25 protein-coding genes are annotated in these 23,661 nt (G+C 69.5%); 6 read left to right on the top strand and 19 right to left on the bottom strand.

Annotated features, from left to right (window positions below):
- The first annotated feature begins 85 nt into the window (after positions 1-85).
- Complete coding sequence (locus V3N99_09160; protein ID MEO3936913.1) at positions 86-868, top strand: alpha/beta fold hydrolase; 783 nt, start codon at positions 86-88, stop codon at positions 866-868.
- Between the two features lie 531 nt (positions 869-1,399).
- On the opposite strand, the gene V3N99_09155 is transcribed toward V3N99_09160, so the two are convergent.
- Positions 1,400-2,782, bottom strand: coding sequence for a DUF4331 domain-containing protein (locus V3N99_09155; GenBank protein MEO3936912.1), 1,383 nt, complete (start codon positions 2,780-2,782; stop codon positions 1,400-1,402).
- 4 nt (positions 2,783-2,786) lie between these two features.
- Complete coding sequence (locus tag V3N99_09150) at positions 2,787-3,053, bottom strand: hypothetical protein (GenBank protein ID MEO3936911.1); 267 nt, start codon at positions 3,051-3,053, stop codon at positions 2,787-2,789.
- 356 nt (positions 3,054-3,409) lie between these two features.
- On the opposite strand from V3N99_09150, the gene V3N99_09145 reads away from it, so the two are divergent.
- Positions 3,410-3,550, top strand: a complete 141-nt coding sequence (locus tag V3N99_09145) for a hypothetical protein (GenBank protein ID MEO3936910.1) — start codon at positions 3,410-3,412, stop codon at positions 3,548-3,550.
- Positions 3,551-3,757: 207 nt separating this feature from the next.
- Here V3N99_09145 and V3N99_09140 read toward each other — a convergent pair whose 3' ends face one another.
- The 14 genes from V3N99_09140 to V3N99_09075 all read right to left on the bottom strand — a co-directional run bounded on the left by V3N99_09140 (position 3,758) and on the right by V3N99_09075 (position 17,504).
- Entirely contained in the window at positions 3,758-4,483 is a 726-nt protein-coding gene (locus V3N99_09140; GenBank protein MEO3936909.1) for a hypothetical protein, read from the bottom strand.
- Positions 4,484-4,749: 266 nt separating this feature from the next.
- A complete protein-coding gene (locus V3N99_09135) occupies positions 4,750-5,406 on the bottom strand; it encodes a hypothetical protein (GenBank protein ID MEO3936908.1) in 657 nt (218 codons plus the stop codon).
- A 25-nt stretch (positions 5,407-5,431) separates the two neighbouring features.
- Positions 5,432-5,785, bottom strand: coding sequence for a sortase (locus tag V3N99_09130; GenBank protein MEO3936907.1), 354 nt, complete (start codon positions 5,783-5,785; stop codon positions 5,432-5,434).
- A gap of 233 nt (positions 5,786-6,018) precedes the next feature.
- Positions 6,019-7,032 (bottom strand): Gfo/Idh/MocA family oxidoreductase, encoded by a 1,014-nt coding sequence (locus V3N99_09125; protein ID MEO3936906.1) that lies wholly within the window; start codon positions 7,030-7,032, stop codon positions 6,019-6,021.
- A 47-nt stretch (positions 7,033-7,079) separates the two neighbouring features.
- Entirely contained in the window at positions 7,080-8,246 is a 1,167-nt protein-coding gene (locus tag V3N99_09120) for a phytanoyl-CoA dioxygenase family protein (protein ID MEO3936905.1), read from the bottom strand.
- A gap of 1 nt (position 8,247) precedes the next feature.
- Complete coding sequence (locus tag V3N99_09115) at positions 8,248-8,541, bottom strand: transaldolase family protein (protein ID MEO3936904.1); 294 nt, start codon at positions 8,539-8,541, stop codon at positions 8,248-8,250.
- 39 nt (positions 8,542-8,580) lie between these two features.
- Entirely contained in the window at positions 8,581-9,630 is a 1,050-nt protein-coding gene (locus V3N99_09110; protein MEO3936903.1) for a Gfo/Idh/MocA family oxidoreductase, read from the bottom strand.
- Positions 9,631-9,634: 4 nt separating this feature from the next.
- A complete protein-coding gene (locus V3N99_09105) occupies positions 9,635-10,723 on the bottom strand; it encodes a LacI family DNA-binding transcriptional regulator (protein MEO3936902.1) in 1,089 nt (362 codons plus the stop codon).
- A gap of 74 nt (positions 10,724-10,797) precedes the next feature.
- On the bottom strand, positions 10,798-12,642 hold the full coding sequence (iolD, locus tag V3N99_09100; protein ID MEO3936901.1) for a 3D-(3,5/4)-trihydroxycyclohexane-1,2-dione acylhydrolase (decyclizing): 1,845 nt from the start codon (positions 12,640-12,642) through the stop codon (positions 10,798-10,800).
- Positions 12,639-13,817: a Gfo/Idh/MocA family oxidoreductase gene (locus tag V3N99_09095; GenBank protein MEO3936900.1), complete on the bottom strand. Its 1,179-nt coding sequence runs from the start codon at positions 13,815-13,817 to the stop codon at positions 12,639-12,641. The genes iolD and V3N99_09095 overlap by 4 nt, the downstream gene beginning before the upstream one ends.
- Complete coding sequence (gene iolB, locus V3N99_09090) at positions 13,814-14,701, bottom strand: 5-deoxy-glucuronate isomerase (GenBank protein MEO3936899.1); 888 nt, start codon at positions 14,699-14,701, stop codon at positions 13,814-13,816. The genes V3N99_09095 and iolB overlap by 4 nt, the downstream gene beginning before the upstream one ends.
- On the bottom strand, positions 14,698-15,633 hold the full coding sequence (locus tag V3N99_09085) for a deoxyribose-phosphate aldolase (protein ID MEO3936898.1): 936 nt from the start codon (positions 15,631-15,633) through the stop codon (positions 14,698-14,700). Before V3N99_09085 ends, iolB begins: the two co-directional genes overlap by 4 nt.
- Positions 15,626-16,609, bottom strand: a complete 984-nt coding sequence (gene iolC, locus V3N99_09080; protein ID MEO3936897.1) for a 5-dehydro-2-deoxygluconokinase — start codon at positions 16,607-16,609, stop codon at positions 15,626-15,628. Before iolC ends, V3N99_09085 begins: the two co-directional genes overlap by 8 nt.
- Complete coding sequence (locus V3N99_09075; protein MEO3936896.1) at positions 16,602-17,504, bottom strand: TIM barrel protein; 903 nt, start codon at positions 17,502-17,504, stop codon at positions 16,602-16,604. The genes iolC and V3N99_09075 overlap by 8 nt, the downstream gene beginning before the upstream one ends.
- 325 nt (positions 17,505-17,829) lie before the next feature.
- On the opposite strand from V3N99_09075, the gene V3N99_09070 reads away from it, so the two are divergent.
- The 4 genes from V3N99_09070 (at position 17,830) to V3N99_09055 (ending at position 21,223) form a co-directional block, all read left to right on the top strand.
- The gene (locus tag V3N99_09070) at positions 17,830-18,834 is read left to right on the top strand and encodes a sugar ABC transporter substrate-binding protein (GenBank protein ID MEO3936895.1); all 1,005 of its coding nucleotides are present in this window, start codon (positions 17,830-17,832) and stop codon (positions 18,832-18,834) included.
- Between the two features lie 77 nt (positions 18,835-18,911).
- Complete coding sequence (locus V3N99_09065) at positions 18,912-19,961, top strand: ABC transporter permease (GenBank protein MEO3936894.1); 1,050 nt, start codon at positions 18,912-18,914, stop codon at positions 19,959-19,961.
- 4 nt (positions 19,962-19,965) lie between these two features.
- A complete protein-coding gene (locus V3N99_09060) occupies positions 19,966-20,871 on the top strand; it encodes an ATP-binding cassette domain-containing protein (protein MEO3936893.1) in 906 nt (301 codons plus the stop codon).
- A 76-nt stretch (positions 20,872-20,947) separates the two neighbouring features.
- Positions 20,948-21,223, top strand: coding sequence for a hypothetical protein (locus tag V3N99_09055; protein ID MEO3936892.1), 276 nt, complete (start codon positions 20,948-20,950; stop codon positions 21,221-21,223).
- 308 nt (positions 21,224-21,531) lie between these two features.
- Here the strand turns inward: V3N99_09055 and V3N99_09050 are convergent, their stop codons facing one another.
- The 3 genes from V3N99_09050 to V3N99_09040 all read right to left on the bottom strand — a co-directional run bounded on the left by V3N99_09050 (position 21,532) and on the right by V3N99_09040 (position 23,613).
- A complete protein-coding gene (locus V3N99_09050; GenBank protein MEO3936891.1) occupies positions 21,532-21,813 on the bottom strand; it encodes an ATP-binding protein in 282 nt (93 codons plus the stop codon).
- Positions 21,814-21,883: 70 nt separating this feature from the next.
- Positions 21,884-22,699 carry an ABC transporter permease gene (locus V3N99_09045; GenBank protein ID MEO3936890.1) on the bottom strand — a complete coding sequence of 272 codons (816 nt, stop codon included), beginning with the start codon at positions 22,697-22,699 and terminating at the stop codon, positions 21,884-21,886.
- The gene (locus tag V3N99_09040) at positions 22,696-23,613 is read right to left on the bottom strand and encodes an ATP-binding cassette domain-containing protein (protein ID MEO3936889.1); all 918 of its coding nucleotides are present in this window, start codon (positions 23,611-23,613) and stop codon (positions 22,696-22,698) included. The genes V3N99_09045 and V3N99_09040 overlap by 4 nt, the downstream gene beginning before the upstream one ends.
- Positions 23,614-23,661 lie beyond the last annotated feature (48 nt).

Below are 23,661 nucleotides of genomic sequence, written 5' to 3'. Positions count from 1 at the left end.
ATCTGCCTGCGCTGACGGCGGTCTCGACACTCGTGGCCTGGTGCGCGCCAAACAGACCGAGATATGCGTGAGGTAGCGTCTCGGTGTGACGTTGAATCATGTCCGACGCGGTCGCGGCAGGCCGCTGTTGCTTGTGCACGGCCTGGGCGCAGGCTGGCGGTCGTGGTCGCCGATTCTCGAGCAGCTGGCGGAGCGGCGTGAGGTCATCGCCGTCGACCTCCCTGGGTTCGGCGAGACGCCACCTTCGGCAGGCGAGGTCTCCATCGCGACCCTGACCGACTCCGTCGCGGACTTCATCCGCGAACAGGGGCTGGACGGGGTGTCGACTGTCGGCCAGTCGATGGGCGGGCGAATCGTGCTCGAGCTCGCGCGTCGGGGAGTCGGCGGCGACACCGTGGCCTTGGACCCCGGCGGTTTCTGGAGCGACCGCGAGCTGGTCGTCTTCGGTGCCACCTTGCGGCCCTCGATCATGTTGGTCCGAGCGCTGCGCGGCAGGTTGCCCTCACTGCTCGGCAGCGCCGCGGGGAGAACTGTGCTGTTGGCTCAGTTGTCGGCGCGACCTTGGGCGGTCTCGCGCGAGATCGTGCTGCCGGACGTGGCCGGGCTGGCCGATGCCCCGGCAACTGGCGCCGCGATGGACGCCCTGACCAAAGGGCCCAAGCAGCAGGGCGCCCCAGCAGGTACGGTCCCCGGCCGCATCACGATCGGTTGGGGGCGCCGTGACCTGGTGACCGTGCCGAGACAGGCGGCCCGTGCCACGGAGCTGTTTCCCGACGCCGTGCTGCACTGGTTCGAGCGGTGCGGTCACTTCCCGCAGTGGGACGCATCAACCGAAGCCGCCCAACTGATCTTGGACAGCACTGACTGAGGTCGCCACGGCAGTTCGGTGAAGCGGCTTATGGCCCGCCGCAGCGACGGCCAGCATCCGTGGTCCGTCATCGACCCCTGACCGACCGGCCCCGACGGTTGACGCGCGGACTGGCCAGGCCGTAAGGAAGCGTTGGGATCAAGCCCCCCACGGCTTCGTGGACGACGCGTGTCAAGGCCATTGAGCTCTACCCCAGCGCGGTCCGTGCAACTTGCCCGGTGACGGTCAAGAAAGGTGTCAGTAGTGGCCAGGGGATGTCCCCCATCCGCGGTGCCTTCACCGAAGGATCCTGAGGTCCTGGCGGGTGAATCAGGCGACCTTCACCCCTGCTCGACGGCGTGCTGACCCTAGGCCTCCGGCAGGAACGTCCTGCCCGTGCCGGAGGGTCCACACAAGACGAGAGCAGGCGGCCAGATGGGCCTCTCCAGGGCGCTCTCGTCACGACGCACGTGCTTGGCGCGGCCGCGCAAGAGCCGAAACGGGTGGGGCGGCGGGGCAGCGCTGCCGCCCCGCCGCCCCACCCATTCGGGGTCAGGGCTTGGGTGTGCCCGGGAGTGACTCCGAGCCGCTGGCGGGGTGCCCGAGGTAGGGGAACACGTTCAGCGTGCGGAGGTTGGTGTTGGTCGTGCCGTCCTTGATCGCCGAGGTGGCGCCGTCCGGGGTGAACGACGGGTCGACCAGCGGGATCGTCAGGCCGGCGATGGCCCGCAGCTCGATGGTGACGACGTCGTCGGCGATCCGGCGCCCGTTGGGGAAGCCGGCTGCGTCACCGGCGACGAGCCCGAGGTTGTTGGGCTTGGCCGTCGGCTTGACCGCGACGTTGAGGCGCAGCATGTCGGCCTTCACCGTGCCGGTGAAGTTCTGGAAGCCGGGGACGACGCCCGTGGGGATACCGGTCAGCAGGATCGCCGCCAGGTCTGCGCGGGGCTTCTTGTAGGCCGCGAGGTTCGGGAAGACCCCCGGGTAGAGCACGGGCAGCAGGCCCCCGAGCTCGGGCGCGGTCACGTACTCGGCGTACTGCCCGTCCGCGACCGGGGCCTGGCTGTTCCACCGGTCTTTCTCGGCCATGGGGACAATGACCTCGTTGAACAGCGGGTTGGCCAGGCGTGAGACCTGGACCCAGCCACCGTGGTCGTCGCGTGTGCCGGTCTCCTCGTCCCACACCGAGGACTTGCGGCGGTACGCGGCGGCCCATACCCCGATGGTGGACTTGGCGTCCATGACGTCGGTGGGCACGCTGCCGTCGCGGGTGAGGTCCGAGATCGGCACCTGGATCGCGACGGTGTGCACGTTGAAGCCCTGCAACCCGTTGACACCGGCCGCGGCGGCGGAGGGGATCAGGTGGAGGTTCTGGAAGGGGCGCAGGGCGCCGAGGTCGAAGATCGAGCCGGTGTCGACGAAGAAGGCGTCCGAGCGCTGCCCGGCGAAGACCGTGCGACCGCCCTTGATGCCGTGCACGGCCTGCTGGCCGAGCTTGGCGTAGTTCGGGGTGCTGCGGACGCCGACGTTGCACGGGGGCACGGACAGGTTGCGACCGAGCACCTCGCCGCCGCTGCCGTCACGCGTGTAGCGACGCACGACGTAGCTCTGCGGGCGGTTGAAGTTCGGGTCGTCGATCGAGTTGATCGGGCCGGTGTTGTAGAGGAACGTCTTCGGGTTGCGGATCGTGGTGTTGAAGTTGAAGGCGTAGGAGATGTCGGGGATGCCGTCGCCGCTGTTGCAGATGTGGATCTTGTAGGTGACGTCGTCGCCGAACTCGTAGAAGTTCGGGCCGCCGCTCGGCGCCTGGAGCGGGATGAAGTTGGCGATGAGGGTGACGGTGTCGGGCTTGTCGGGGGAGACGAACGCGTAGACGTCGGTGTTGTCGGCGACCGGGTCCTTGGAGATCTCCGGTGCTTCGCGGTGGCTGCTCATGGCGTCACTTCCCCATCTTCGCGGCGTGCTTGGCCAGGGCGCGCACCAGGGCGGCGTCGCGGACCACGATCTCGTTCTCGCCCTTCATCAGGGTGACCTCACCCTTGGAGGCGTCGTGCACGTAGGCCAGCATCGCTCCGGATGCCGCGGCCTGCTCCTGCTTGCTGTCGGCGGCCGGTCGTCCGGCTGCCATGGCGCTGGGGGCCACCGCTGCTGCGGCCACCCCTGCTCCGCTGATGGCGAGGAACCCTCGCCGCGTCGCGTCCTTCATTGCAACTCCCTTGTTGTGAAGAGCCCCTTGCCTCACGGGGCACGCCAAGTTTAACGACCCCGGTGCACCCGGCGAGCCGGATTGGTCTGTGCTACAACGACTTTCGCATACCCTTTCGGGGCCTATAAGGACATTTGTGCCACGGTGGGAAGGCTCGGGACCGCGCGGCGGGCGGATCCGCTAGCTGACCGAGCGGTCGCACCTCGTTCGAAAATGGATTGTGAGTAGGGAGGCGACGGCTTGCCGGCGGAGCGGAGCCGGGCTGGGGTCGGGCGACGGCTGCCTCGGTCAGGGAGGTGCCAGATGATGAACAGGCTGGACCGGCCGACCGCGACGATGGCTTTCTTCTTCCCTCGGTGGCGTGCGATGCGGCGGTAGCGCTCGCCCTGGCCCGCCACGGACGACGGGTCCCGCTCCACATCAAGGACACCGCCCTCTGGGTCGACGTCGTCCTCGGCGGCCATAGCCGCCTCCTCGAGCTCATGGTCTCGACCTGACCGCCGTGTGCTCGTGCCTGACCCTCCGACTGACCGGACTGAGGTCCCTCGGATGCTGGCCCTTCCCGGTCCGAAAGAAGATTCCGGGGCACTCCCGGGCACTCTCGACGCGGACCGTCATACCGGAACGTTGGTTGGGGCCGGTCAGGCAGGTGCGGCGCGCCCAACCATGCTGCTTCCAGCGGATGCGCACGGCGCTGCGTGGTGCTACTTCTTGAGTCGGCGGCTGCCGCCGTGCCAGTCTTCCTCGACGCCGACGGAGCCGTCGGTGACGCCGAATGCGGCCAGCTGGGGCTGTTCGCGCAGGCTGCGTTTCAGCTCGGCGAAGCCGGGGAAAGAGGCCAGGCCCACGACGTGGTCCCACAAGGCGGCAGCGTCGGCCTCGTCGGGGAGGCGGCTGATGACCGGGCCGAAGAACGCCACCCCCGTGGGGGGCTGGAAGTGAATGATCGGGGTGCCGACGTCCCGACCGGTCAAGGTCAGCGCCTCGTCGGTCTCGGAGCGGATCACCGTGTCGTAGCTGACGTCGTCCAGCGCCTCGGCCAACCGGTCGGGGAGGCCAGCCTCGGCCAGGATGGGCTGAACGAACGCGGCCGTGCCGCGGCGCTCCCTCGCAGCCAGGTCATCAGCCCCTGCCGGGGGTGTCTCGAAGATGTGCGCCCCGAACGCCTCATACAACCGGCCGACCGCCGCCGGCCCGAACTCGGCCCGGGCCGCGGCGGCGACCCGCAGCAGCCTCAGCCCGGCGGTGTGCCCCGCTTCGTACTCGGGCGGGAACTGCGCGTCGTAGTCCACCTCGGCGTTGATCAGGCGCAAGGAGATGAAGCGCCAGTCCACGCTGTAGTCGCGCTGTTGCATGACCTGGCGGACCCACTTGCTGGTCATCCACGCGAAGGGGCAGACCGGGTCGAAGTAGAAGTTGATGTCGCTCATCCATCGAGGCTAACGCGCGACGTGACGTCCCCACCTCGTAGGGGGTGGAGGTGCGGGCCGTGGGCAGCAGTGCCCCCGGGACCTCGAGGACCCAACGCGTGGCGCTGGCGGCCTCGCCCGTCGTTCGGAGGGGGATGGGCAGCCGCCGGCCGTCCAGGGACCTCGGTCGCGGCACGTTCCGGCACGGTGACGCCCTGATACGTGCACCGCTCGGGCACCGTGGCCAGGCACTTGCGACGTTTGGCATGGACCACAGGTAACCGGGCTCACTCCTGCCAGCAGGCGAGCACATCCGTGGCGACCGTGTAGGCGAATTCGCCGCGGGAGGTTCGCTGGGGCCCGACTGTTGCCGTCAGGGCTGTCGCGTCGACCTTGAGGGTGAGGTTGTCCTTGACGAAGGAGACGATGCCGCTGTCGCTTTGGAACGCCGGCAGGCCTAGGGCGGTCAGACCGGTGAGGGCCGCAGCATTCCGAGTGCGGTTGCGGAGGGTAGCGAAGTACGTCATGGCTGCCGCCGGGTCGGCTGACTGCTGGACGGACAGCACTAGCCGCCCCTGGGGGAGGGTGTAGGTGCAGGTGAACAGACCGTCACCCCAGGTGCTCGTGCCCGCTGGCCGGCCGGGGAGGGCGAGGAGGGTCTCGATGCTGCCTTGTATTTCCTCGCCGCAGACCATGCTGGCCGTCGGTGGGGGCTGGCTGGCGACGCGGTCAGCCATCGTCCCCCCCGGCGCCATGCTCATACCGTCGGCCAGCTGCGGGCCGGCTGACGACGGGGTCGCCCCAGTGCCCGTCGTAGTCGTCGTGGCCGTCGTGGTGGCGGCCACGGCCTCGCTGGTGTGGGTGGCGCTGGCTTTGGTCCCGCAGCCGGCGAGAAGTAGGGGCAGTGCGAGGAGCGCAAATCGGGTCGGGGGGCGGGCTCTCATGGGCTTTCCGTACGCGAGTATCGAGTCAGACCGGCTGGCTGCTGACGAGGTGGGCGTAGGCGACGATGTTGTCCTGGTAGTGGCCCTTGTCCGCGATGTAGGGGCCACCGCAGGTGATCAGCCGCAGGCCGGCGTGGTCGATGTTCCCGTAGACCTGCAGAGTGGGGAACTGCGCCTTGGCGTACGTTTCCACGCTGTCGACGGCGAACACGGCGACGGTGTGGTCCACCCGGGTCACCTCGACACGGTCCCCCGGTCGCAGCTCGGACAGGTGGTAGAACACTGAGGGGCCGGCCGCTGCCGAGTCGACGTGTCCGACGATCACCGACGGCCCGACCTCGCCGGGTGTCGGAGGCGCCCGCGGTGGATGATGACGCACATCCCGCCAGGCCAGTACCTCAGGTCGAGGCTGCCGGTAATCTCGACGTCGTCGCCGTTGGCGCGGGCGTCGCCCTCGGGGTCGATCGTGGGCGCCCCCACACGCTCGGGGACCTTCGCGATTGCGTTGCGGACCTGGCCCCTACGCATCCGAAGGTTAGGGGTTCGAAGCCCTTCCGGGTCGGGTCGTCACCGGTCGGACCAGGGTGTCCTCGGGTGCTGCACCGGTGGAGGCTAACGGGATACTTCGTCGATCCGCACGGGACGGTGCTCACGCACCGACAACGCCGCGGCTTCGGCCACCCAGGCCCTGCTCATGGCGTCCTTCACCGTGCAGGGGGAAGGACGCTCTCCGGCGGCCACGGCGCAGAAGGCGCTGAGCTCAGCGCGGAAGGCCTCGGCCAGCCGGTCCATGAAGAACGTGTGCGGCGGCCCGGCAGGCCAGGTCACGCCTGGCTGCGTGGAGCGCACCGGGAGGCCGTCGTCGTACCCGGCGGCCACGCTGTCGTGCGTGCCGTGCACCTCGAGCCGGACGTCGTAGCCGCGAGCGTTGGTACGGGTGTTGGACACGACCCCGATCGTGCCGTCCGCCATCGTCAGGACGGCGGTGGCGGTGGTCAGGTCGCCGTGGTCGCTGTACATCGCTGCGTCGGGTCCCGGGTCGATGGCCCCGACCGCGTAGACCTCGATGACCTCCTGCCCGGTCACCCAGCGGATCGCGTCGAAGTCGTGCACGGCGCAGTCACGGAAGATGCCACCGGACACGGCAAGGTACGAGGCCGGCGGCGGCGAGGGGTCCAGCGTGGTCGATCGCACCGTGTGCAGTCGACCGAGCCTGCCGTCGCGGACCGCGTCTCGGGCGGCGACGAACGCCGGGTCAAACCGTCGGGGGTAGCCGACCTGCACCGGGACCCGGGAACCGGCGAGGGTGTCACGGACGGCCACCGCCTCAGTCGCCGTGCCCGCAATCGGCTTCTCGCAGAACGTCGGGAGCCCCCTCTCCACGCACGCGAGCACCAGCTCAGCGTGGGCGTCGGTCGCCGCCGCGACGACCACGCCGTCGAGGTCAGCGTCGAGCAGGGCCTGCGGCGAGGGGGCTGCCCGGGCCTTCGGGATCCGTCGCACGACGGCGTCGACGGCCGCGTCTACCGGATCGGTGACCACGAGCTCGTGCACCCTCGCGAGGTCGCCGAGCGTGCTGGCGTGGACGGCGCCGATGCGGCCCAGTCCGATCAGTCCGATGCGCATGGGTCGTGCCTTCCTCGCAGAGTGGGGGTCTCGTCGACTCGGTGTGGTCAACGGGTGCGGCGGCGGGCGGAGTGCTCGTCCAGTCGCGCGTGCAACGTCTCCGGCGGTGCGGACTCACCGAGCGCCCGGTGGACCAGGTCGGCCTGGGTGAGCGGTGACATGCCGTCGAGCGGCGGGTCGCGGTCCAGGTTGGTGGGGAAGGCGTAGCCCTCGGCGGTGGCTGCGACGACCGCCGCGACCTGCGCGGCCGACAGCCGGCCGCCCTTGCCAGCGAGCAGCACCGGGTACACCGCCTCGACCACGAGCTGCCGGTCGACGGTCTCCATTGCCCGCCCGAAGGCGGAGGACACTTGCAGCAGATTGGCCATCCGGCGCACGTGGGTGGTGTGGTTCGCGCCTGCGGCGTGCAACAGCGCCGGGTTGAAGAACACGGCGTCACCCTTGGCCAGCGGGAGCTGGACGTGATGGTCGTGGAAGTAGTCTTGGAACTCGGGCAGCCAGTACGCGAGGTATCCGTGCGAGTACTTCTGTGAGTGCGGGAGGTAGAGGGTCGGGCCGGACTCCACCGGCATGTCGCAGTGCGCGACCGCACCCTGCAGGGTGAGCGCGGGTGAGAGTGCGTGGACGCGTGCGGGGAACTCCTGCGAGACCTTCGGGCTCTGGAAGCCGAGGTGGTAGTCGCGGTGCACCGTCTGGCTCCGACCGCCCGGGTTGACCACGTTGACCTGGCTGGTCACCTGGTACCCGGGACCGAGCCAGGCCGCGGACGCCAGCGCCAAGATGTCGTTGGCGTAGTAGTCAACGAAGGCCTCAGGGTCAACCAGGGCCAGCTTCTCCAAGGCGTTCCAGACCCGGTCGTTGGCACCCGGTGCGGCGAAGTGGTCCCCACCACCACCTCCGCCCACCTTTTCAGTGGCGATGATCTGGTCGAAGGCGGCGGTGACCGGGTCGAGGACGCCGTGCTCGAAGGCGCCGGCGAACACCACGATGCCCGGGCCGTCGGACAGGGCCTGAGCGACCTCTGCCCGCAGCTCCCGGAGCCGTTCGTGGTCGGTCGCTGCGCGCACCGTTCGTGCCTCGTAGACCAGCACCCCGTGCTCGCTGCGGTCGGCGTTGGGGTAGGCCTGCAGGCGGTCGGACGCGCCGATCTCCAGCAGGTGCACCAGGTCCGTCAGGCGGCACTCCTCGGCGCGTAGATAGCCGTGCATCGTCATCTCATCCCTCTCGCGTCGGTGTGGCCACGGTGTGGCCGTACGTGACCCTGTGGCGGTGGCGCCGAGCCGAGCCGTGGCGATCATGGCTGAGGCAGCAGGACGTCCCGGACGATCTGGTCCAGCTCCTCGTCCGCGGTGAGGAAATGGTGCATCGCGAGTCCGCGCCGCGCTTGATCGCCTCGCCCGCCGCGACCGCCTGCGACACCGAGAAGGACACCGTCACGTTGATGGAGACACCTCGGTAGGTGGCCTCCTCGATGGCATGCAGCCCCACCGAGGTGGCGAGCATCTTCACGATCACGTTGGGGGCCAGGAAGCTGCGTTGTGCATCGGGTCACCCCGCTGCTTCGCGGGTGGCGCGGGCCCGCTCGAAGTCGAGCCCGGTCGCCGCCCTGACCTGGTCCATCACCTCGAGGGTCTGCACCGTGTCGGCCCATGGTCGAAGCGGCGACCCGGTCTCGCCCGCGACGACCCGCCGAGCGACCTCGGCGGCCTCGAAGTGCAGGGCCTCGTGCTCCACCATCGGTTCGGCCCACGGAAGGGACGTTCCCCGGCGCTGGTGCAGCGTCATCGGGCCCGGTAGGTAGAACCGGGTGCCCAGGTCGATCCGGCCCTCGGTGCCGATGACGCTGGCCGTCGTCGCAGTGTCTGCGAGGATCGTCGTGTGCAGGGAGGCGGTTCCACCGGACGGCGTGCTCCAGGCGATGGCCAGCTGTCCGTTGATGCCGTTGGGTGCCGGCGTCGCGACTGCGGTGACCGCGTCGGGAGCGCCCAAGGTCCACGTCGCGAAGGTGGCGGCGTACGTGCCGAGGTCGAGGAGCGGCCCCCCCGCCAGGTCCGGGCGCAGGATGCGGTGCGGCTCGTCGAAGCGTTCACCCATGTCGGCGTGCACCGCCACGACGCGGCCGAGGACCCCGTCGTCGAGGACCTGGCGCACGACGTCGAACTTCGGCAGGAACAGGCTCCACATGGCCTCCATGCAGAACACGCCGGCGCCCGCGGCTGCCTCCCCTATGACGCGTGCCTCGACCGCGTCGAGCCCGACGGGCTTCTCGACGAGCACGTGCTTACCGGCCTCGATGGCGAGCAGGGCGTGCGGCAAGTGGTAGTTGTGCGGTGTCGCCACGTAGACGACGTCGACGGCCGGGTCGGCCACCAGCGCCTCGTAGGTCCCGTAGGCCGCCGGCGCCCCCCACGCCGTGGCCGCCCGACGCGCGGACTGAGTGCTGCGTGAACCCACGGCGTGGACGACCTGGCGCGTATGCCGTCGCAGCGAGGTGACGAACATGTCGGCGATCCACCCCGTGCCCAGGATCCCCCAGCGCAGGGGCGGGGCGTCGGCCGAGTCCGCGGTGCGCGGGGTGGGCAGGGACGTGAGGGGCATGCGACTACTCCTTCACTCGTCGAGACGTGGCAGTGGAGGGCTGGTCCGGTGGTGGGCGGCGGCCGCGTCGAGGTCGGGCGCTGCCCGATCCCGCCGTCGGGTCGGCGCTGCCCTGCGACCTCGGTGGCGCGGTCGTCCGTCGGGCGACGAGGGCTGGGGCGAGCCGTGTGGACGGTCCCCCGGACGGTTCTCCGTCGAGCTGACCGCACAACAGCGCAGCCGCCGCGGTCCCGAGCTCCTGCAGGGGCTGGGCGACGGTGGTCAGCGCCAGGGGCCGCATCCCGGCCAGTCGGGTGCCGTCGTAGCCGACGATCGACACGTCCTCAGGCACCGTCAGGCCGCGGTCGGCCACCGCCGCCATGGCGCCCATCGCCGCGAGGTCGTTGACGACGAAGAGGGCGGTGGGGGGGATGGGAGCGTCGAGGGCCAGCGAGGCCCCGCGATAGCCGCCGTCGTCCGTGAACGACCCCTTGACCACGGCGAGGTGATCGCCCAGTCCGTGTCGCCGCATCGCGGCGCGGTACCCGCGACGTCGGTCTCGGGCGACGCCGCTCGGGCCGCCGTCCACGTAGGCGATTCGCTCGTGACCCAGCGCGACGAGGTGGTCCACGGCGAGACGGGCACCGAGGACGTCGTCGTTGAGCATGGACGCGAGGTGGGGGATGCCGAGCTGCTCGCTGCCGATGATCACCGCGGGGCAGTTGCTCGTGATCGCCTGCGACGCCCCGTCGGGCAGCCGGTGCCCCACCGCGATGATTCCCTCGACCCGGAACTCGAGCAGCTTCTCGAGCTCGGCCCGCTCGGCCGTCGCGTCCTCACCCCCGACGACGACGATCGTGCGGTAGTCCCGCCGTCGCGCCTCGGCCTGCACCGCGTCGAGCAGGTCGGCGCTGATGGGGTTGTGCAGGTCCAGGACAAAGACCCCGATGGTCCGCGTGCGGTGCGCCACCAGAGCGTGCGCCGCGGCGTTGCGCCGGTAGCCGAGCTCCTCGGCGGCCGACAGGATCGCGTCGCGTGTCGCGGGCGCGACACGGGGCGCGTTCTGGAGCGCGAGGGACACCAACGACTTGGAGACACCGGCGCGGGCCGCCACGTCGCGAATCGTGGGGTGCGCCGTCGGGGCCGTCTGCCGGGTGCCTCCCGCCGCGCCGCTGGTCCCGGTCGACGTCACACGCCCCGGCGCTGGGATGCCGTCCCCGTCTCGTGGACGGCCCTGGCCGCGGCCACCGTGTCGAGCTCGCTGACCTCGGGCACTCCGACCTGCCAGAACAGGCCGCTCTCGGTCCAGTCGGACTCCCGCACGTCGACGACCACGACACTCGTCCGGTCGTGGGTGCGTGCCCGCTGGAGGGCGGCCTCCAGCTCGGCGATGGAGGACGCCCGCGCCGCGTGCGCGCCCAGGGACCTGGCGTGGGCGACGAAGTCGACGCGGACGTCGCTGTGCGGTCCGCGTGAGTCGCGCAGCATGTTGTTGTACGAGGCGCCGCCCTGGTTCGTCTGGAGCCGTTCGATGACCGCGAAGCCTGCGTTGTCGCAGACGACCAGGATGAACTTCTTCCCCGAGAGGACCGAGGAGTAGATCTCGCTGTTGAGCATCAGGTAGGAGCCGTCCCCGACGAGGCACAGGACCTCACCGTGGGTGCGCGCGAAGGCCGCCCCCCAGGCACCGGACGTCTCGTAGCCCATGCAGGAGAAGCCGTACTCGCAGTCGAAGCTCGCGGTGGACTTGCTCAGCCAGTTGACGTTGAGCTCGCCCGGCAGCCCACCGGCCGCCGTCATCACGTAGTCCTCCTCGGTGGCCGTCCGGTGCAGCGCGCCGACCACCTGCGCATAGCTCAGCGGCATCGCGCCGTCGTCCGCGACCCGTTCGGCGACGAAGCCCGCGAGCCGCCCACGCAGCTCGGTCCCGTAGGCGGTCCACTCCTGCGGAGCCGACCAGTCGCCGAGCAGCGCGGAGAGCTCGGCGAGGCTCTCTCTCGCATCGCCGACCACCGGTGTCGACCGGTGCTTGGTCGTGTCGTAGCGCGCCGTGTTCACCGCCACGATCTGAGCCTGGTCGTCGAACAGGGTCCACGACCCGGTGACGAAGTCGTTGAGCCGAGTGCCGACGGCAAGCACGACGTCGGCTGATCGACACGCCTCGTTGGGCTGAGGCGCGCCGGTCACGCCCACCGGCCCGGTGTACCGCGGGTGATCGGCCACGAGCGACGACTTGCCGGCGACGGTCTCGACGACCGGGATGCCGTGCCGCAGCGCGAAGTCGGCGAGCTCGACCTCGGCGAGGGAGTAGTGGACCCCGCCGCCCGCGATGAGCACCGGACGCTGGGCGCTGCGCAGCGCGGAGGCGGCCCGCTCGAGCTCCTCGCGGTCCGCTCGCGGCCGAGGCACGCGCTGCACGACCGGCTCGAAGAACCTGGCCGGGTAGTCGTATGCGGTCGCCGCGACGTCCTGGGGCAGCCCGAGGAAGACGGGTCCGCAGTCGGCGGGGTCCAGCAGGGTGCGGGTCACCTGCGGGAGCGAGGCGAGCAGCTGAGCGGGATGGGTGATGCGGTCCCAGTAGCGCACGACGGACCGGAAGCTGTCGTTGACGGTCGTCGTCGGGTCCCCGAAGTGCTCGACCTGCTGAAGCACGGGGTCAGGCAGACGCGAGGTGAAGGCGTCGCCCGAGATGAACAGCACGGGAATGCGGTTGGACATGGCGACTCCGGCTGCCGTGACCATGTTCGTCGCGCCGGGACCGATGGAGCTGGTCGCGACCATGACCTGACGGCGGCGGGTGGCTTTCCCGAAGGCCACCGCCGCCAGGCCCATGCCCTCCTCGCTCTGCCCGCGCCAGACCGGGATCTCGTCGCGATGCTGGTGCAGCGAGTGCCCCAGGCTGGTCACGTTGCCGTGGCCGAAGATCGCGAAGACGCCGGGGAAGAGCGGCACCTCACGGCCGTCGACCACGGTCCGCTGAGCGACGAGGTAGCGCACCAGGGCCTCGGCGGTGGTGATGTGGACGGTGCTCATCGCAGCGTCTCCTTCAGGTCCCGCACACTCTGCCAGCCGCGCGACTCCCACGAGTCGATGAGGGCTTGCTGCACGCTGACGACGTCGACGGCCTCCGCGAACCCCGGAGTGAACCGCTCGCCGGTGCACAGCGCCTCCAGGAAGGCGAAGTCCTGGATGGTGACGAGGTCCTCGAAGCCGATGCTGTTGGCCTGCCCGGGGACGAAGGCTCCGTGGAAGGGGAACCGCTCGCCTCCGAAGATCGTGGTGTAGCCGGAGTTGGGTGAGTCGGTGACCGCGTAGTACTGGAGCTCGTTGATCCGCTCGTGGTTCCAGCTCAGTGAGCCCTTGGTCCCATAGACCTCGAACGCGTTCTGGCTCTCGGGACCCACCACCGTGCGGCTGGCCTCGAAGGTCCCGGTAGCGCCGGCCTCGAAGCGACACAGCATCGAGGCGAAGTCCTCGTTCTCGACCTCGCCCGTCGGGTCCCCGGGGTCGCCCCGGCCGTAGTGGCTGGCATTGCCCGTCGCGAGCGGGCGGTGGGTGATGGTGGTGTTCGCCATGCCGACGACCTCGGTGATGGGGCCGACGAGGAACTGGGCGAGGGCGACCGAGTGGCTGAGGATGTCGCTCGTGACGCCGTACCCGGCTTGGTCGAGGAAGAACCGCCAGGTCAGCAGGCCGAGCGGGTCGCTGCCGTACATCGACAGGAAGCGCCCGCGGTAGTGGGTGATCTCGCCGAGGGCACCGCTGGCGATGAGCTCGCGAGCGTGCAGGACGAGCGGCGACCACAGGTAGCAGTAGCCGACCCCGGTCGCGACGTCGGCTGCCCTGGCGTGGCCCAGAGCCGTGACGGCGTGCTCGGGCTTGCCACCGATCGGCTTCTCGCTGAAGACCGCCTTGCCCGCGGCGGTGGCGGCCTCGATCATCGGCAGGTGCAGCATGTTGGGTGCTGTGACCCAGACCGCGTCCACGTCGGGTGAGGTGACGGCCTCGCGCCAGTCGGCGGTCGCTCGTTGGAAGCCGAAGTCGTCGACGGCCTGGGTGCGACGCTCCACCAGCGGGTCGGCGCACACGACGAGCACCGGGTCGAACGACCGCTGCGGGAAGTGGCCCGGGATGCGCCGCGCCGAGCGGGAGTGGGCCTGGCCCATCCAGCCCAGGCCCAGCACGGCGATGCCGATGCGTCGCCTCATCGGACCACCCGGCCGGAGGCCGAGGTCATCGGGAGCCGGGGGTCCTGGCCCTGGGTGGTCCAGGCCTCACGGATCCAGTGGTGGTCGGGATCGTCGCAGAACGCCATGGTCCGCTCTGCACCCGGGCCCGCGAGGACGTTGAGGAAGTACATCGGGTACTCCGGCTGGGCGGTCGATGGTCCGTGGTAGCCGGCCGGAACCAGGTACACATCACCATCGAGCACCGTCACCGTCTCGTCCGACGACCCGTCGACCGTGTAGACGCGGAACAGGCCCTGCCCGTGTGGGTGACCGTGCGGTGCGTCGAGGCGGCCCATCCGGAAGTAGTAGATCTCCTCGTTCGTCGGGGCGCAGTCCCCGATGCCGTCGTGTCGGTGCGGGGGCCACGACGAGACGTTGCCCCCCGGGGTGATCACCTCGCAGACGTTGATCCTGTCGGCACCGGTGAAGGAGTCCGGTGTGGCGATGTTGGTGACCTGGCGCGAGGCGCGCCCCGCGCCGCGGACCTCCACCGGCACGTCCTCGGCCCTGGTGACGCACACCGGGAACCGCTCGGTCGCCCGGGCCGTGCACAGTGCCACCTCGCCGTCCACTGCAGTGACCTCCACCGCGGAGCCGAGGGGCAGGTAGATCCAGTCGGTGACGGCCTGGAAGACGCCTTCCCGACCGCGCAGGGTATGGGTCACCCCGTCGACGTCGACCCGCAGGTCGCGCGCAGACAGCGGCACCAGGACCCCCTCGATGCCGTCGAGCACGCGAACCGCCGGGCCCGCAGCGAGGTCGAAGACCTCCAGCCCGCTGTAGGCCCATCCAGCTCGTTCGGGTGTCACGGTCGCCAGGCTGTCGGCTGTCGACAGGGTGCCGGCGCGGTGGAGGTTGGTCATGAACGGTTCTCCTGAGTCAGCGGGGTCGTAGTGGGGTGGACGAGGCTGGCGGCGCGCGCAACGGCGTCCGCGACGCTGAGGACCTCGGGGTAGAGCAGGGCGCGCCCGGGGACCAGTCCCCGGATGGTCGGTAGCTGCAGTGCGCGCTCCCAAGCCCGGAAGACCTTCTCGTGCTCGCGGCCGACGTCTCCGCCCAGCAGAAGCACCGGGCAGCTGCTCGCGGCAGCCACCCGCCGGGGGTCGGCCGTGGCGGGCAGCTTCAACCACGTGTGCGACGACGAGGAGCCCAGGCCGCTGGCGATGGCCACCATGCGGACCAGCGCGTCCTCGGAGGGGTCCAGCTCCACCCCCCCGTCGGGACGCGTGCGGTAGGGCAGCGGCTCGATCAACGCCATGGTGGCGGAGTCCGCCAGTGCGGTCGTCAGCCGCGCCACGGTCTCGAGGGTGCGTGGCACCTGCGGGTCGGTGGGCTCGATCCGCAGCAGCATCTTGCCCCCGTCCAGGCCCATGGACACCACGTGCTCGGCGTCGTAGGCGGTGAGCCGGTCGTCGAGCTCCCAGCGCGCGCCGACGATGCCACCGCGGTTCATGGTGCCGACGGCCAGTCGTCCGTCGAGAGCCCCCAGGAGGGCGAGCTCCTCCAGGACGTCGGCGCTGCCCAGCACACCGTCGACCCTGGAGTCGGCCAGACCCGTCAGGATCCGGTCCAGGAGGGAGCGCCGGTCGGCGGCGGCCATGGGATCCGACCCGATCGACAGCTTTCCCCGCGACGTGTGGTCGGCAGCGAGCAGGAGCATCTGACCGTCCGCGCCGACCAGCGGTCTGCGCCGACGCTGGGCGAGCGCCGTGCGAAGGCGACCCGGCTCACGCACCCGCACCTCGGTGAGAGCGTCGAAGTCGCTGTCGCTCAGCACCTTCTGCCGCTCAGCCACGGCTGAGACCCGGCTCGACGGATGCGCCCCGGCCCGCCAGGAAGGTCTCGAGCTCCGGCAGCGTCGGCATCGCGTCAGCGCAGGTGAGCCGCGAGGTCACCAGAGCGCCGGCAGCGTTCGCGACCTCCCCGATCCGCGAGAGCGTCCACCCCTGGACCAGGCCCAGGGCGAGCGCACCACCGAACGCGTCGCCCGCTCCGGAACCGCAGCGCACCGTGACGGGGATCGGCGCGACGACGACGCGCTCGTCGGCGGAGGCGAGCAGCACGCCGTCCGCTCCCATCTTCACGACGGCCAACGACACCCCTCGTCGCAGCAGCGCATCGGCCGCGTCGTCAGGGTCACTGGCCCCCAGCGCCATCGCGCACTCCGCACGGTTGCCGATCACCACGCTCGAGAGCTCGATCGCGCTCGCTGCGGCGGCGGTCGCCTCGGAAGGATCGGCCCACAGGCTCGGCCGCAGATCGAGGTCGAGGACGGAGTGCGAGCGACGTGCGCGGTGCTGCAGCCAGAGCATGGCGGTTCTCGCCGTCGAGCCGGCCGACAGCGAGGCGCCGCTCGTCCACAGCACCTGACAGGTGGCCACGGTGTGCGCGTCGACGGTGTCGGGCTCGATCGTGGTGTCGGGAGCGTCAGGGTTGCGCAGGAACGTGATCGTGGGGTCAGCGGGATCGTCCAATGCGACCAGGACCACCGGGGTCCGCCCGTCGTCCCGGACGGCGACGTAGCGCGTGTCGACGCCGAGCGCCTCGAGCCTGGAGACCGCGTACTCCCCGAGCGGATCCGCGCCCACCGCCGTCACGATCGCCGACCGCAAGCCGAGGCGGGCGGCGGCGACGGCGACGTTGCTCGGGCTCCCGCCGACGGACTTGACGAAGGTCTGCGGCTCGAGGAAGGACGCCCCTGCCTCCTGGGCGTACAGGTCGACGCTGATGCGCCCCAGGGCGAGAAGGTCCAGCGGCCGGTCGTCAGGCATCCTGCTCCACCAGGGGCGCGACGACCTCACGCAGGTAGCGCATGGAGTCGCGGACCTGGGTGAGCGGCCCCTCCCCCTCCGCCGGGAGGGCCCCGGTGAGGGCGGTGTCCTGCTCGATGACGTACCAGCCCTGGTAGCCCGCGCGTTCGAGGGTCATGACGACGTCGGCCAACGCCAGGTCGCCCTCCCCGAGAGACGGGAACAGCCCTGCCTGCACGCCTTCCATGATCGACGACGAGCGATCGAGCAGGGCTGGTACGAGGTCCATCCGGACGTCCTTCAAGTGCACATGACCCACTCGCTCGGCGGCGTAGCGCGCGAACTCCACCGGGTCCGTCCCGCCGATCGCCAGGTGGCCCGTGTCCAGGCACCAGGCGACATCGCAGCTGTGCAGGACCCGTTCGACGTCGTCGGAGGTCTCGACCACCGTCTGGACGTGCGGGTGCAGCACCTGGCGCAGGCCGGCGTCCGCGCAGATGGCGTCCACCTCGCCGAGCATCCGCACCAGGTGGGCGTGCTCGTCCCGGTCGAGCGGGCGCGGGACCGACCAGTCGTCGTCCATGACGGGGCAGCAGACAAAGGTCGTGGCCCCGGCCGCGCTGAACAGGCCAGTGACCGCCCGGGCGCGGGCGAGAGCCTCTTCGCGGCGGGCGGGATCGTGCAGCACCAGTGGGGTGAAGCCCCCGATCAGGGACATCTCGTGGCTGCCGAGCACCTCACGGATGCCGGCCGCGTCGGTGGGGAGGAATCCGGGGGCTCCGTACTCCGTCGCGGACAGCCCTAGCTCCTTCATCTCGGACAGCACCCTGTCGGTGGGCAGCATGTGTCCCCAGTCGGGGACCTCGCAGATGCCCCACGAGATGGGCGCGGACGCGACGCGATCGAGGAATGTCACCAGTTGGCTCCGTTGTCTGCTGGAACAGTCCAGCAAGATTCGCACAGCGCCGTGTGATCGCGCAAGAGATCGGCGCCACCAACTTGGCAAGACGAGGCCGTGGCTCAGGTTCATCGCTGTAATCCGTTGAAAGACAGCGGAAACCGTTGACATCGAGCACTGCGTCCTGTGATGCTCGCCTTCACCTTCGGGTGGCGGCCTCAGGCTGGTTGCATTGAGTTTGCCCTCTGCTGCCGGCGAGCGATGCGGTGACCATCCGGGTCATGGCCCAGCGATGTGGCCAGCGCAGACACGGTTCACCCACCCACCGATGAAAGGCTCAACGATGCGCCCATCTACGCGGAGGCTCAAGGTCCTCACCGCTGTCCTAGCGGTTCCGCTCGCTCTCGCCGCCTGCACCTCGTCGACCTCCGACGGCAAGGGGTCAGGCAGCAGCTCCATCGCCGCTGCCGGGTCCGGCGGCGGAGCCGGTAAGTACGGCTACAAGTTCGCGGTCGTCACCCACGGCGGTTCCGGCGACACCTTCTGGGACGTGGTCAAGAAGGGCGCGCTGAAGGCCGGCGAGGACGAGGGCGTCACCGTCGACTACCAGAGCGACGGCGACCCGGCGAAGCAGTCACAGCTCATCGACGCCGCGGTGCAGCAGAAGGTCGACGGGCTAGTGGTGTCGATGGCCAACCCGGATGCGCTCAAGGCCTCGATTGGGAAGGCCGTGGTTGCTGGCATCCCGGTCATCACGATCAACTCGGGCCAGGACAAGTCGGCCGAGTTCGGCGCAGTGGCGCACGTGGGCCAGGACGAGACCATCGCCGGCGAGGGCGCCGGTGAGAGGATGAAGGCAGCTGGGGTGACCAGCGCGCTGTGCGTCATCCACGAGGCCGGCAACATCGGTCTGGAGCAGCGGTGCGCCGGGTTCAAGCAGGGTCTCGGTGGCACGGTCACCAACCTGCAGGTCAACATCAACGACCCGGCCGGGGCTCAGGCGACGATCAAGGCCAAGCTGGCCGCGGACACGACGATCAACGGCGTCCTGACCCTTGGCCCGGTCATCGGTGCGGCGGCGATCCCGGCGGTCAAGGGCACCGGCGTCAAGCTGGCGACCTTCGACCTGAACGCGGACGTGACCAACGCCATCATCGCCGGTGACGTGCTCTTCGCGGTCGACCAGCAGCAGTTCGTGCAGGGCTACCTCCCGATCGTGATGCTGACTCTCTACAAGTCCAACCTGAACACCGTCGGTGGCGGCCACCCCGTCCTGACCGGTCCGGGCTTCGTCACCAAGGACAACGCCGCGCAGGTCCTGAAGCTCGCTGGCGCAGGCACTCGCTGACGGTCCGCGGGGGGAGGGTGAGGTCGGCCCTCCCCCTCCCCTCGCTGCCGGCAGCCCGATGATGGAGGTTGATCAAGATGAGCACAGAGACTGCGCAACCGGTGGTGCTCGACGAACGCGTAGCCAGCGTCGGTGTCCTGCGCGCGCTGCTCCTGAAGCCGGAGTTCGGCTCCGTCGTCGGCGCTGTGGTGCTGTTCGTGTTCTTTGCCACGCAGAGCGGACCTTTCCACTCGCTCGGTGGCATCGCCAACTGGCTCGACCCCGCCTCGACGTACGGGATCATGGCGGTCTGCGTCGCCCTGCTCATGATCGGCGGCCACTTCGACCTCTCCGCCGGGGTGCAGCTGGCCACAGCCGGCCTCGTCACGTCGGTGCTCACCGTCAACTTCCACCTGTACGTGTGGGCCTCGCTCGCCGTGTCGCTGGCGGTCTGCCTCGGCATCGGCTTCCTCAACGGCTACCTGGTGATTCGCACCAAGCTGCCCAGCTTCATCATCACGCTGGCGTCCTTCCTGATGTTGCAGGGCCTCAACCTCGGGGTGACCAAAATCGTCACCGGGACGGTGTCGGCCAGCGGGATCGCTCAGGAGCCTGGCTACAGCGGGCCGCACGACCTGTTCGCCCACGAGTTCGTCGTGCAGGGTCAGTCGTTCTACATCGCCATCCTGTGGTGGGTCGTGTTCACCGTCGTCGCGTCGTTCATCTTGACCCGGACCCGTTTCGGCAACTGGGTGTTCGCCGTCGGAGGTGACGAGAACGCTAGTCGCAACGTGGGTGTGCCCGCGATGCGCACGACGATCACGCTGTTCATGTTCGTCTCCTTCTGCGCGTGGTTCGTCGGCAACATCTATCTGTTCCGGCTGACCTCGATGCAGGCCAGCACCGGGATCGGCTTCGAGCTGTACTACATCGCGGCTGCCGTCATCGGGGGCTGCCTGCTCACCGGCGGCTACGGCTCAGCGATCGGGGCCAGCGTCGGCGCCGTCATCATCGGCATGACCCAGCAGGGCATCGTCTACGCACAGTGGAACAACGACTGGTTCAAGCTCTTCCTCGGCGCCATGCTCCTGCTGGCCGTCCTCACGAACCAGTTCGTCCGTCGGTACGCCGAGCAGAACCGGAAGTGATGCCATGACAGGGACGACGACAGGATCCGCAGCGCCCGACGGGGGGAGGGCTGAGCCGCTGCTGGAGATCCGCGGCGTGTCGAAGAGCTTCGGCAGCGTCATCTCGTTGCAGGAGATCTCGACGACGGTCCGGGCCGGGCAGGTCACCTGCGTGCTGGGGGACAACGGGGCGGGCAAGTCGACGTTCATCAAGATGCTGTCCGGTGTGCACCAGCCTGACGAGGGCACGTTGCTGATGGACGGCGCACCGGTCTCGTTCGCCACCCCGAGGGACGCACTCGACGCGGGTATCGCCACGGTCTTCCAGGACCTGGCGATGATCCCCCTGATGTCGATCTGGCGGAACTTCTTCCTCGGCTCCGAGCCGACCAAGGGGTGGGGGCCGCTGAAGACCTTCGACAAGAAGAAGGCCCAGCGGATCACCAAGAGGGAGCTGGCCGACATGGGCATCGACATCCGGGACCCGGACCAAGCGGTCGGCACGCTCTCGGGCGGGGAGCGCCAGTCGGTCGCGATCGCTCGCGCGGTGCACTTCGGAGCCCGTCTGCTGATCCTGGACGAGCCGACCTCTGCGCTCGGCGTGCGGCAGGCGGGCGTCGTCCTGAAGTACATCTTGGCAGCACGAAACAAGGGACTCGGCGTCATCTTCATTACTCACAACCCGCACCACGCCTACCCGGTGGGTGACCGGTTCCTGCTGCTGAAACGAGGCCGCTCGCTCGGCGACTTTGCCAAGAGCGAGATCAGCCGGGACGAGCTGACCCAGATGATGGCCGGTGGCGCCGAGCTCGAGCAGCTCCACCACGAGCTGTCGCGTGTTGAGGGGGGTGCGCCCGCCGCACTGAGAGAGGTCGTCGGCGAGATCGAGTCGGATCTTCGCGACCACGCCATCAAGCCGACAGAGCTCTGACCCGACCCATCCCCCGGGGCGGCCCACGTGGCCTGGCCGTCTGCGTGGCGTACGCAGTGGTCGTAGGGCCCCTCGCATGCCCATGTCGTGTGACCGGTGTTGCAGCAACGGGGGAAGCCTCGGTCATGCGGGACAGCCACCACGGCCCACCACCCACGACACGAACGGCACCCAGATCCTGATCGCGGACAAGGGCTACTACGGTGCCGCGTTCGAAGCCGACCTGGCCGCGCAGGGGGTCACGCTGCTGTGCCCGGCCCGCAGGGGCGAGGCCCCCCGACCCGGTGAACGCTTCCTCAAACCCCTGCGCCAGATCAGCGAGTCGATCTTCGACCCGTCCTCCGTTCCCTGACCGCCCACGACCACTGAACCGGGAATCATTCATCTAGGGTCGGCGATGCAGTTGACCCGTTGCGGCAGTTCGTGCCAGCCTGCGGCCGTGTGCCGAGTGGACGCCGCACACGGTGTCGACCTGCGCCGACAGCAGCGTGTTGATGAACGTCGAGAGCATCTTTCGCATCAGGTCCGGGGAGCCCGCACCGCATCGGGGACCTGTCAGGTCTGCGACCGGACGACCCCGAGGAGCGGTTGATGGCCTCCCTGCACCTACGAGAGGTCGCTCGAGGAATCAAAGTCCTCGCGTTCCTCGAGAGCCTGTAACTATTCGCCAGAGGCGAGGTCGCTCGGGCAGCGAACAGCGCGTCCCCACCCCTCGGCATAGTCGCGGTGTCGGCATAGGTCGATGAGGATGACGTCGTGGCGTAGCAGGGTCTCGATGGTCTTGCCGACGCTGTTGTCCGCGAGTCCTGGGTAGAGGGTCTCGACGAGGTCGGCGGCGGCGGCGTACCTGATCGTGTACCCGGCGTGGACCGCGGCGTGCCACAGGACGATGAGGGTGTGCGACTTGCCGGTGCCGGCCTCCTGTGGGGAGATCACGATCATCTGTTCGTGGGTGTCTCCAGGGGCCTCTATCCGGGATGCAGCGGTTTGAGCGTCGGACGGTGCTGCGGGGCTACTTGACCTCGGCTCGGAGGACGAGCCTGAGCCCGATGGTCAGAGGGATGACCACCCAGATGATGGCGCTGACCCCCAGATGAGTCCATTGCTGGCTGGTCAGGGTGCCGTCGATCAGCGTGCCACAGGCGTACTTGAAGTCGATCCAGGGCTGTAGGTGTCGGAACCAGTCCTGTGAGGTAGCCAGGATGGTGGACAGGGTCGGTAGTACGAAGGAGTAGACGAAGTAGCCCACCAGCGCCCCGGCCGAGCTTCGGATCACCACGCCGAGCATGAAGCCGACCAGGAGGGCAAGGACGTTGGCCAAAAGGAGCGTGAGCATGTTGGTCGCTGTCAGGTCCCAAACGGGCTTGACGCCGGCGATCCCGGCTCCGAGGAGGTTCGCGAGGGCCCCGGCCGCGAAGGCGAGAGGGATGGTGGCGGTGGCGAGACCCACGCAGGCGATGGCCTTGGCGTAGATGATCCGGCCACGGTGCGGCACCAGGGTGAAGGTGGTCAGCCCGCTGCGTTGGCTCCATTCGCTGGTCACGGACAGGATCGCGATGATGGGCAGGACCACCGTCATCGTGAAGCTGATCGCGATGGCGAAGGAGGTGTAGACCGGGCCATCCGTGGAGGCGACCGCGATCACGGCCGCGCTGGCGAGCACTGCCAGGATGCCGACGCTGGCCAGCAGCCAGAGCCCGGACCGGGTGTCGACCATCTTGCGCAGTTCTGTGCTGGTGAGACGACCGAGGGGGATTCGCCGGTGGCTCCCCTGCGTGCCCGTCATCGTTCGGGGACCGTCCGTGGTGGCGGTGTTCAAGGTGGTCATGTGACTGCTCCTGGGGAGTGGTTGGTGCTGTCTCGTTGGGTCTCGGCGGTCAGGGCAAGGAACATCTCCTCAAGCCCCGCTCCATCGGCGGGGCGCAGCTCGAGGAGCGGTATGCCGGCGGCGAAGGCGATGCCACCGACGTGTCCTGCTTCGGCGTCAGCGAGCAGCCCGTCGGTCCCGACGGGAGTGGAGGTGACCCCGGCGTCCAGCAGTGCCCGGGCGACACCATCGCGGTCGAGGGCGCGCAACGAGGAGCCAGCGGTTCGAAGGAGGTCGTCCTTGGCGCCCTGGGCCACGATGCGGCCGTTGCCGATCACCACGAGGTCGTCGGCGATGACCTCGATCTCGTGGAGCAGGTGCGAGGAGAGCAGGACGGTGCCGCCTCGGTCGGCGTAGTCGCGCAGCAGACCGCGCATCCAGCGGATGCCAGCGGGGTCGAGGCCGTTGGCAGGCTCATCAAGGATCAGGACTCGGGGCTTGCCGATGAGGGCGGTCGCGATGCCGAGGCGTTGCCGCATCCCCAAGGAGTAGTCCCGGACCCGTCGTGAGGCCTCCCGAGGGGACAGGCTGACGACGGCAAGCATCTCCTCGACCCGGCTGCGCGGAAGCCCCATGAAGCGTTGGGCGACGGTGAGGATCTCTCGGCCGGTTCGGCCGGTGTGCTGGGCGGAGGCGTCCAGGAGAACGCCGACCTCGAGGCCCGGGTTGGGCAGGTCGACGTAGTTGACCCCGGCGACGGTGGCGGTTCCCGACGTTGCTCTGGTCAGTCCGACCAGGATCCTCATGGTGGTGGATTTCCCGGCTCCGTTGGGGCCGAGGAACCCGGTCACCCGGCCGGGATGGGCGGTGAAGCTGACGTCGTCGACCGCGGTGAAGCCGCCGTACATCCTGGTAAGTGATTCAACGGTGATCATGGGCTGGGTCCTTGGGGATGAGGGTGGCTGTACAGGGGGTCGGCCCGG

The sequence above is a fragment of the Dermatophilaceae bacterium Soc4.6 genome (genome assembly GCA_039889245.1).
In the GTDB taxonomy this organism is placed as follows: Bacteria; Actinomycetota; Actinomycetes; order Actinomycetales; family Dermatophilaceae; genus Lapillicoccus.
The sequence above is the reverse complement of the archived record's forward strand: the minus strand, read 5'-3'. Positions and strand labels throughout refer to the sequence as shown.

What these genes read in the sequence shown, in the direction of transcription:
- V3N99_09155 (MEO3936912.1), bottom strand. Translation starts at nt 2,782, where the DNA reads ATGAGCAGCCACCGCGAAGCACCGGAGATCTCCAAGGACCCGGTCGCC.
- V3N99_09070 (MEO3936895.1), top strand. Translation starts at nt 17,830, where the DNA reads ATGCGCCCATCTACGCGGAGGCTCAAGGTCCTCACCGCTGTCCTAGCG.
- V3N99_09050 (MEO3936891.1), bottom strand. Translation starts at nt 21,813, where the DNA reads ATGATCGTGATCTCCCCACAGGAGGCCGGCACCGGCAAGTCGCACACC.
- V3N99_09150 (MEO3936911.1), bottom strand. Translation starts at nt 3,053, where the DNA reads ATGAAGGACGCGACGCGGCGAGGGTTCCTCGCCATCAGCGGAGCAGGG.
- V3N99_09120 (MEO3936905.1), bottom strand. Translation starts at nt 8,246, where the DNA reads ATGACGATGCACGGCTATCTACGCGCCGAGGAGTGCCGCCTGACGGAC.
- V3N99_09065 (MEO3936894.1), top strand. Translation starts at nt 18,912, where the DNA reads ATGAGCACAGAGACTGCGCAACCGGTGGTGCTCGACGAACGCGTAGCC.
- V3N99_09135 (MEO3936908.1), bottom strand. Translation starts at nt 5,406, where the DNA reads ATGAGAGCCCGCCCCCCGACCCGATTTGCGCTCCTCGCACTGCCCCTA.
- V3N99_09060 (MEO3936893.1), top strand. Translation starts at nt 19,966, where the DNA reads ATGACAGGGACGACGACAGGATCCGCAGCGCCCGACGGGGGGAGGGCT.
- iolD (MEO3936901.1), bottom strand. Translation starts at nt 12,642, where the DNA reads ATGAGCACCGTCCACATCACCACCGCCGAGGCCCTGGTGCGCTACCTC.
- V3N99_09125 (MEO3936906.1), bottom strand. Translation starts at nt 7,032, where the DNA reads ATGCGCATCGGACTGATCGGACTGGGCCGCATCGGCGCCGTCCACGCC.
- V3N99_09055 (MEO3936892.1), top strand. Translation starts at nt 20,948, where the DNA reads ATGCCCATGTCGTGTGACCGGTGTTGCAGCAACGGGGGAAGCCTCGGT.
- V3N99_09140 (MEO3936909.1), bottom strand. Translation starts at nt 4,483, where the DNA reads ATGAGCGACATCAACTTCTACTTCGACCCGGTCTGCCCCTTCGCGTGG.
- V3N99_09040 (MEO3936889.1), bottom strand. Translation starts at nt 23,613, where the DNA reads ATGATCACCGTTGAATCACTTACCAGGATGTACGGCGGCTTCACCGCG.
- V3N99_09045 (MEO3936890.1), bottom strand. Translation starts at nt 22,699, where the DNA reads ATGACCACCTTGAACACCGCCACCACGGACGGTCCCCGAACGATGACG.
- iolC (MEO3936897.1), bottom strand. Translation starts at nt 16,609, where the DNA reads ATGCCTGACGACCGGCCGCTGGACCTTCTCGCCCTGGGGCGCATCAGC.
- V3N99_09095 (MEO3936900.1), bottom strand. Translation starts at nt 13,817, where the DNA reads ATGAGGCGACGCATCGGCATCGCCGTGCTGGGCCTGGGCTGGATGGGC.
- V3N99_09110 (MEO3936903.1), bottom strand. Translation starts at nt 9,630, where the DNA reads ATGCCCCTCACGTCCCTGCCCACCCCGCGCACCGCGGACTCGGCCGAC.
- iolB (MEO3936899.1), bottom strand. Translation starts at nt 14,701, where the DNA reads ATGACCAACCTCCACCGCGCCGGCACCCTGTCGACAGCCGACAGCCTG.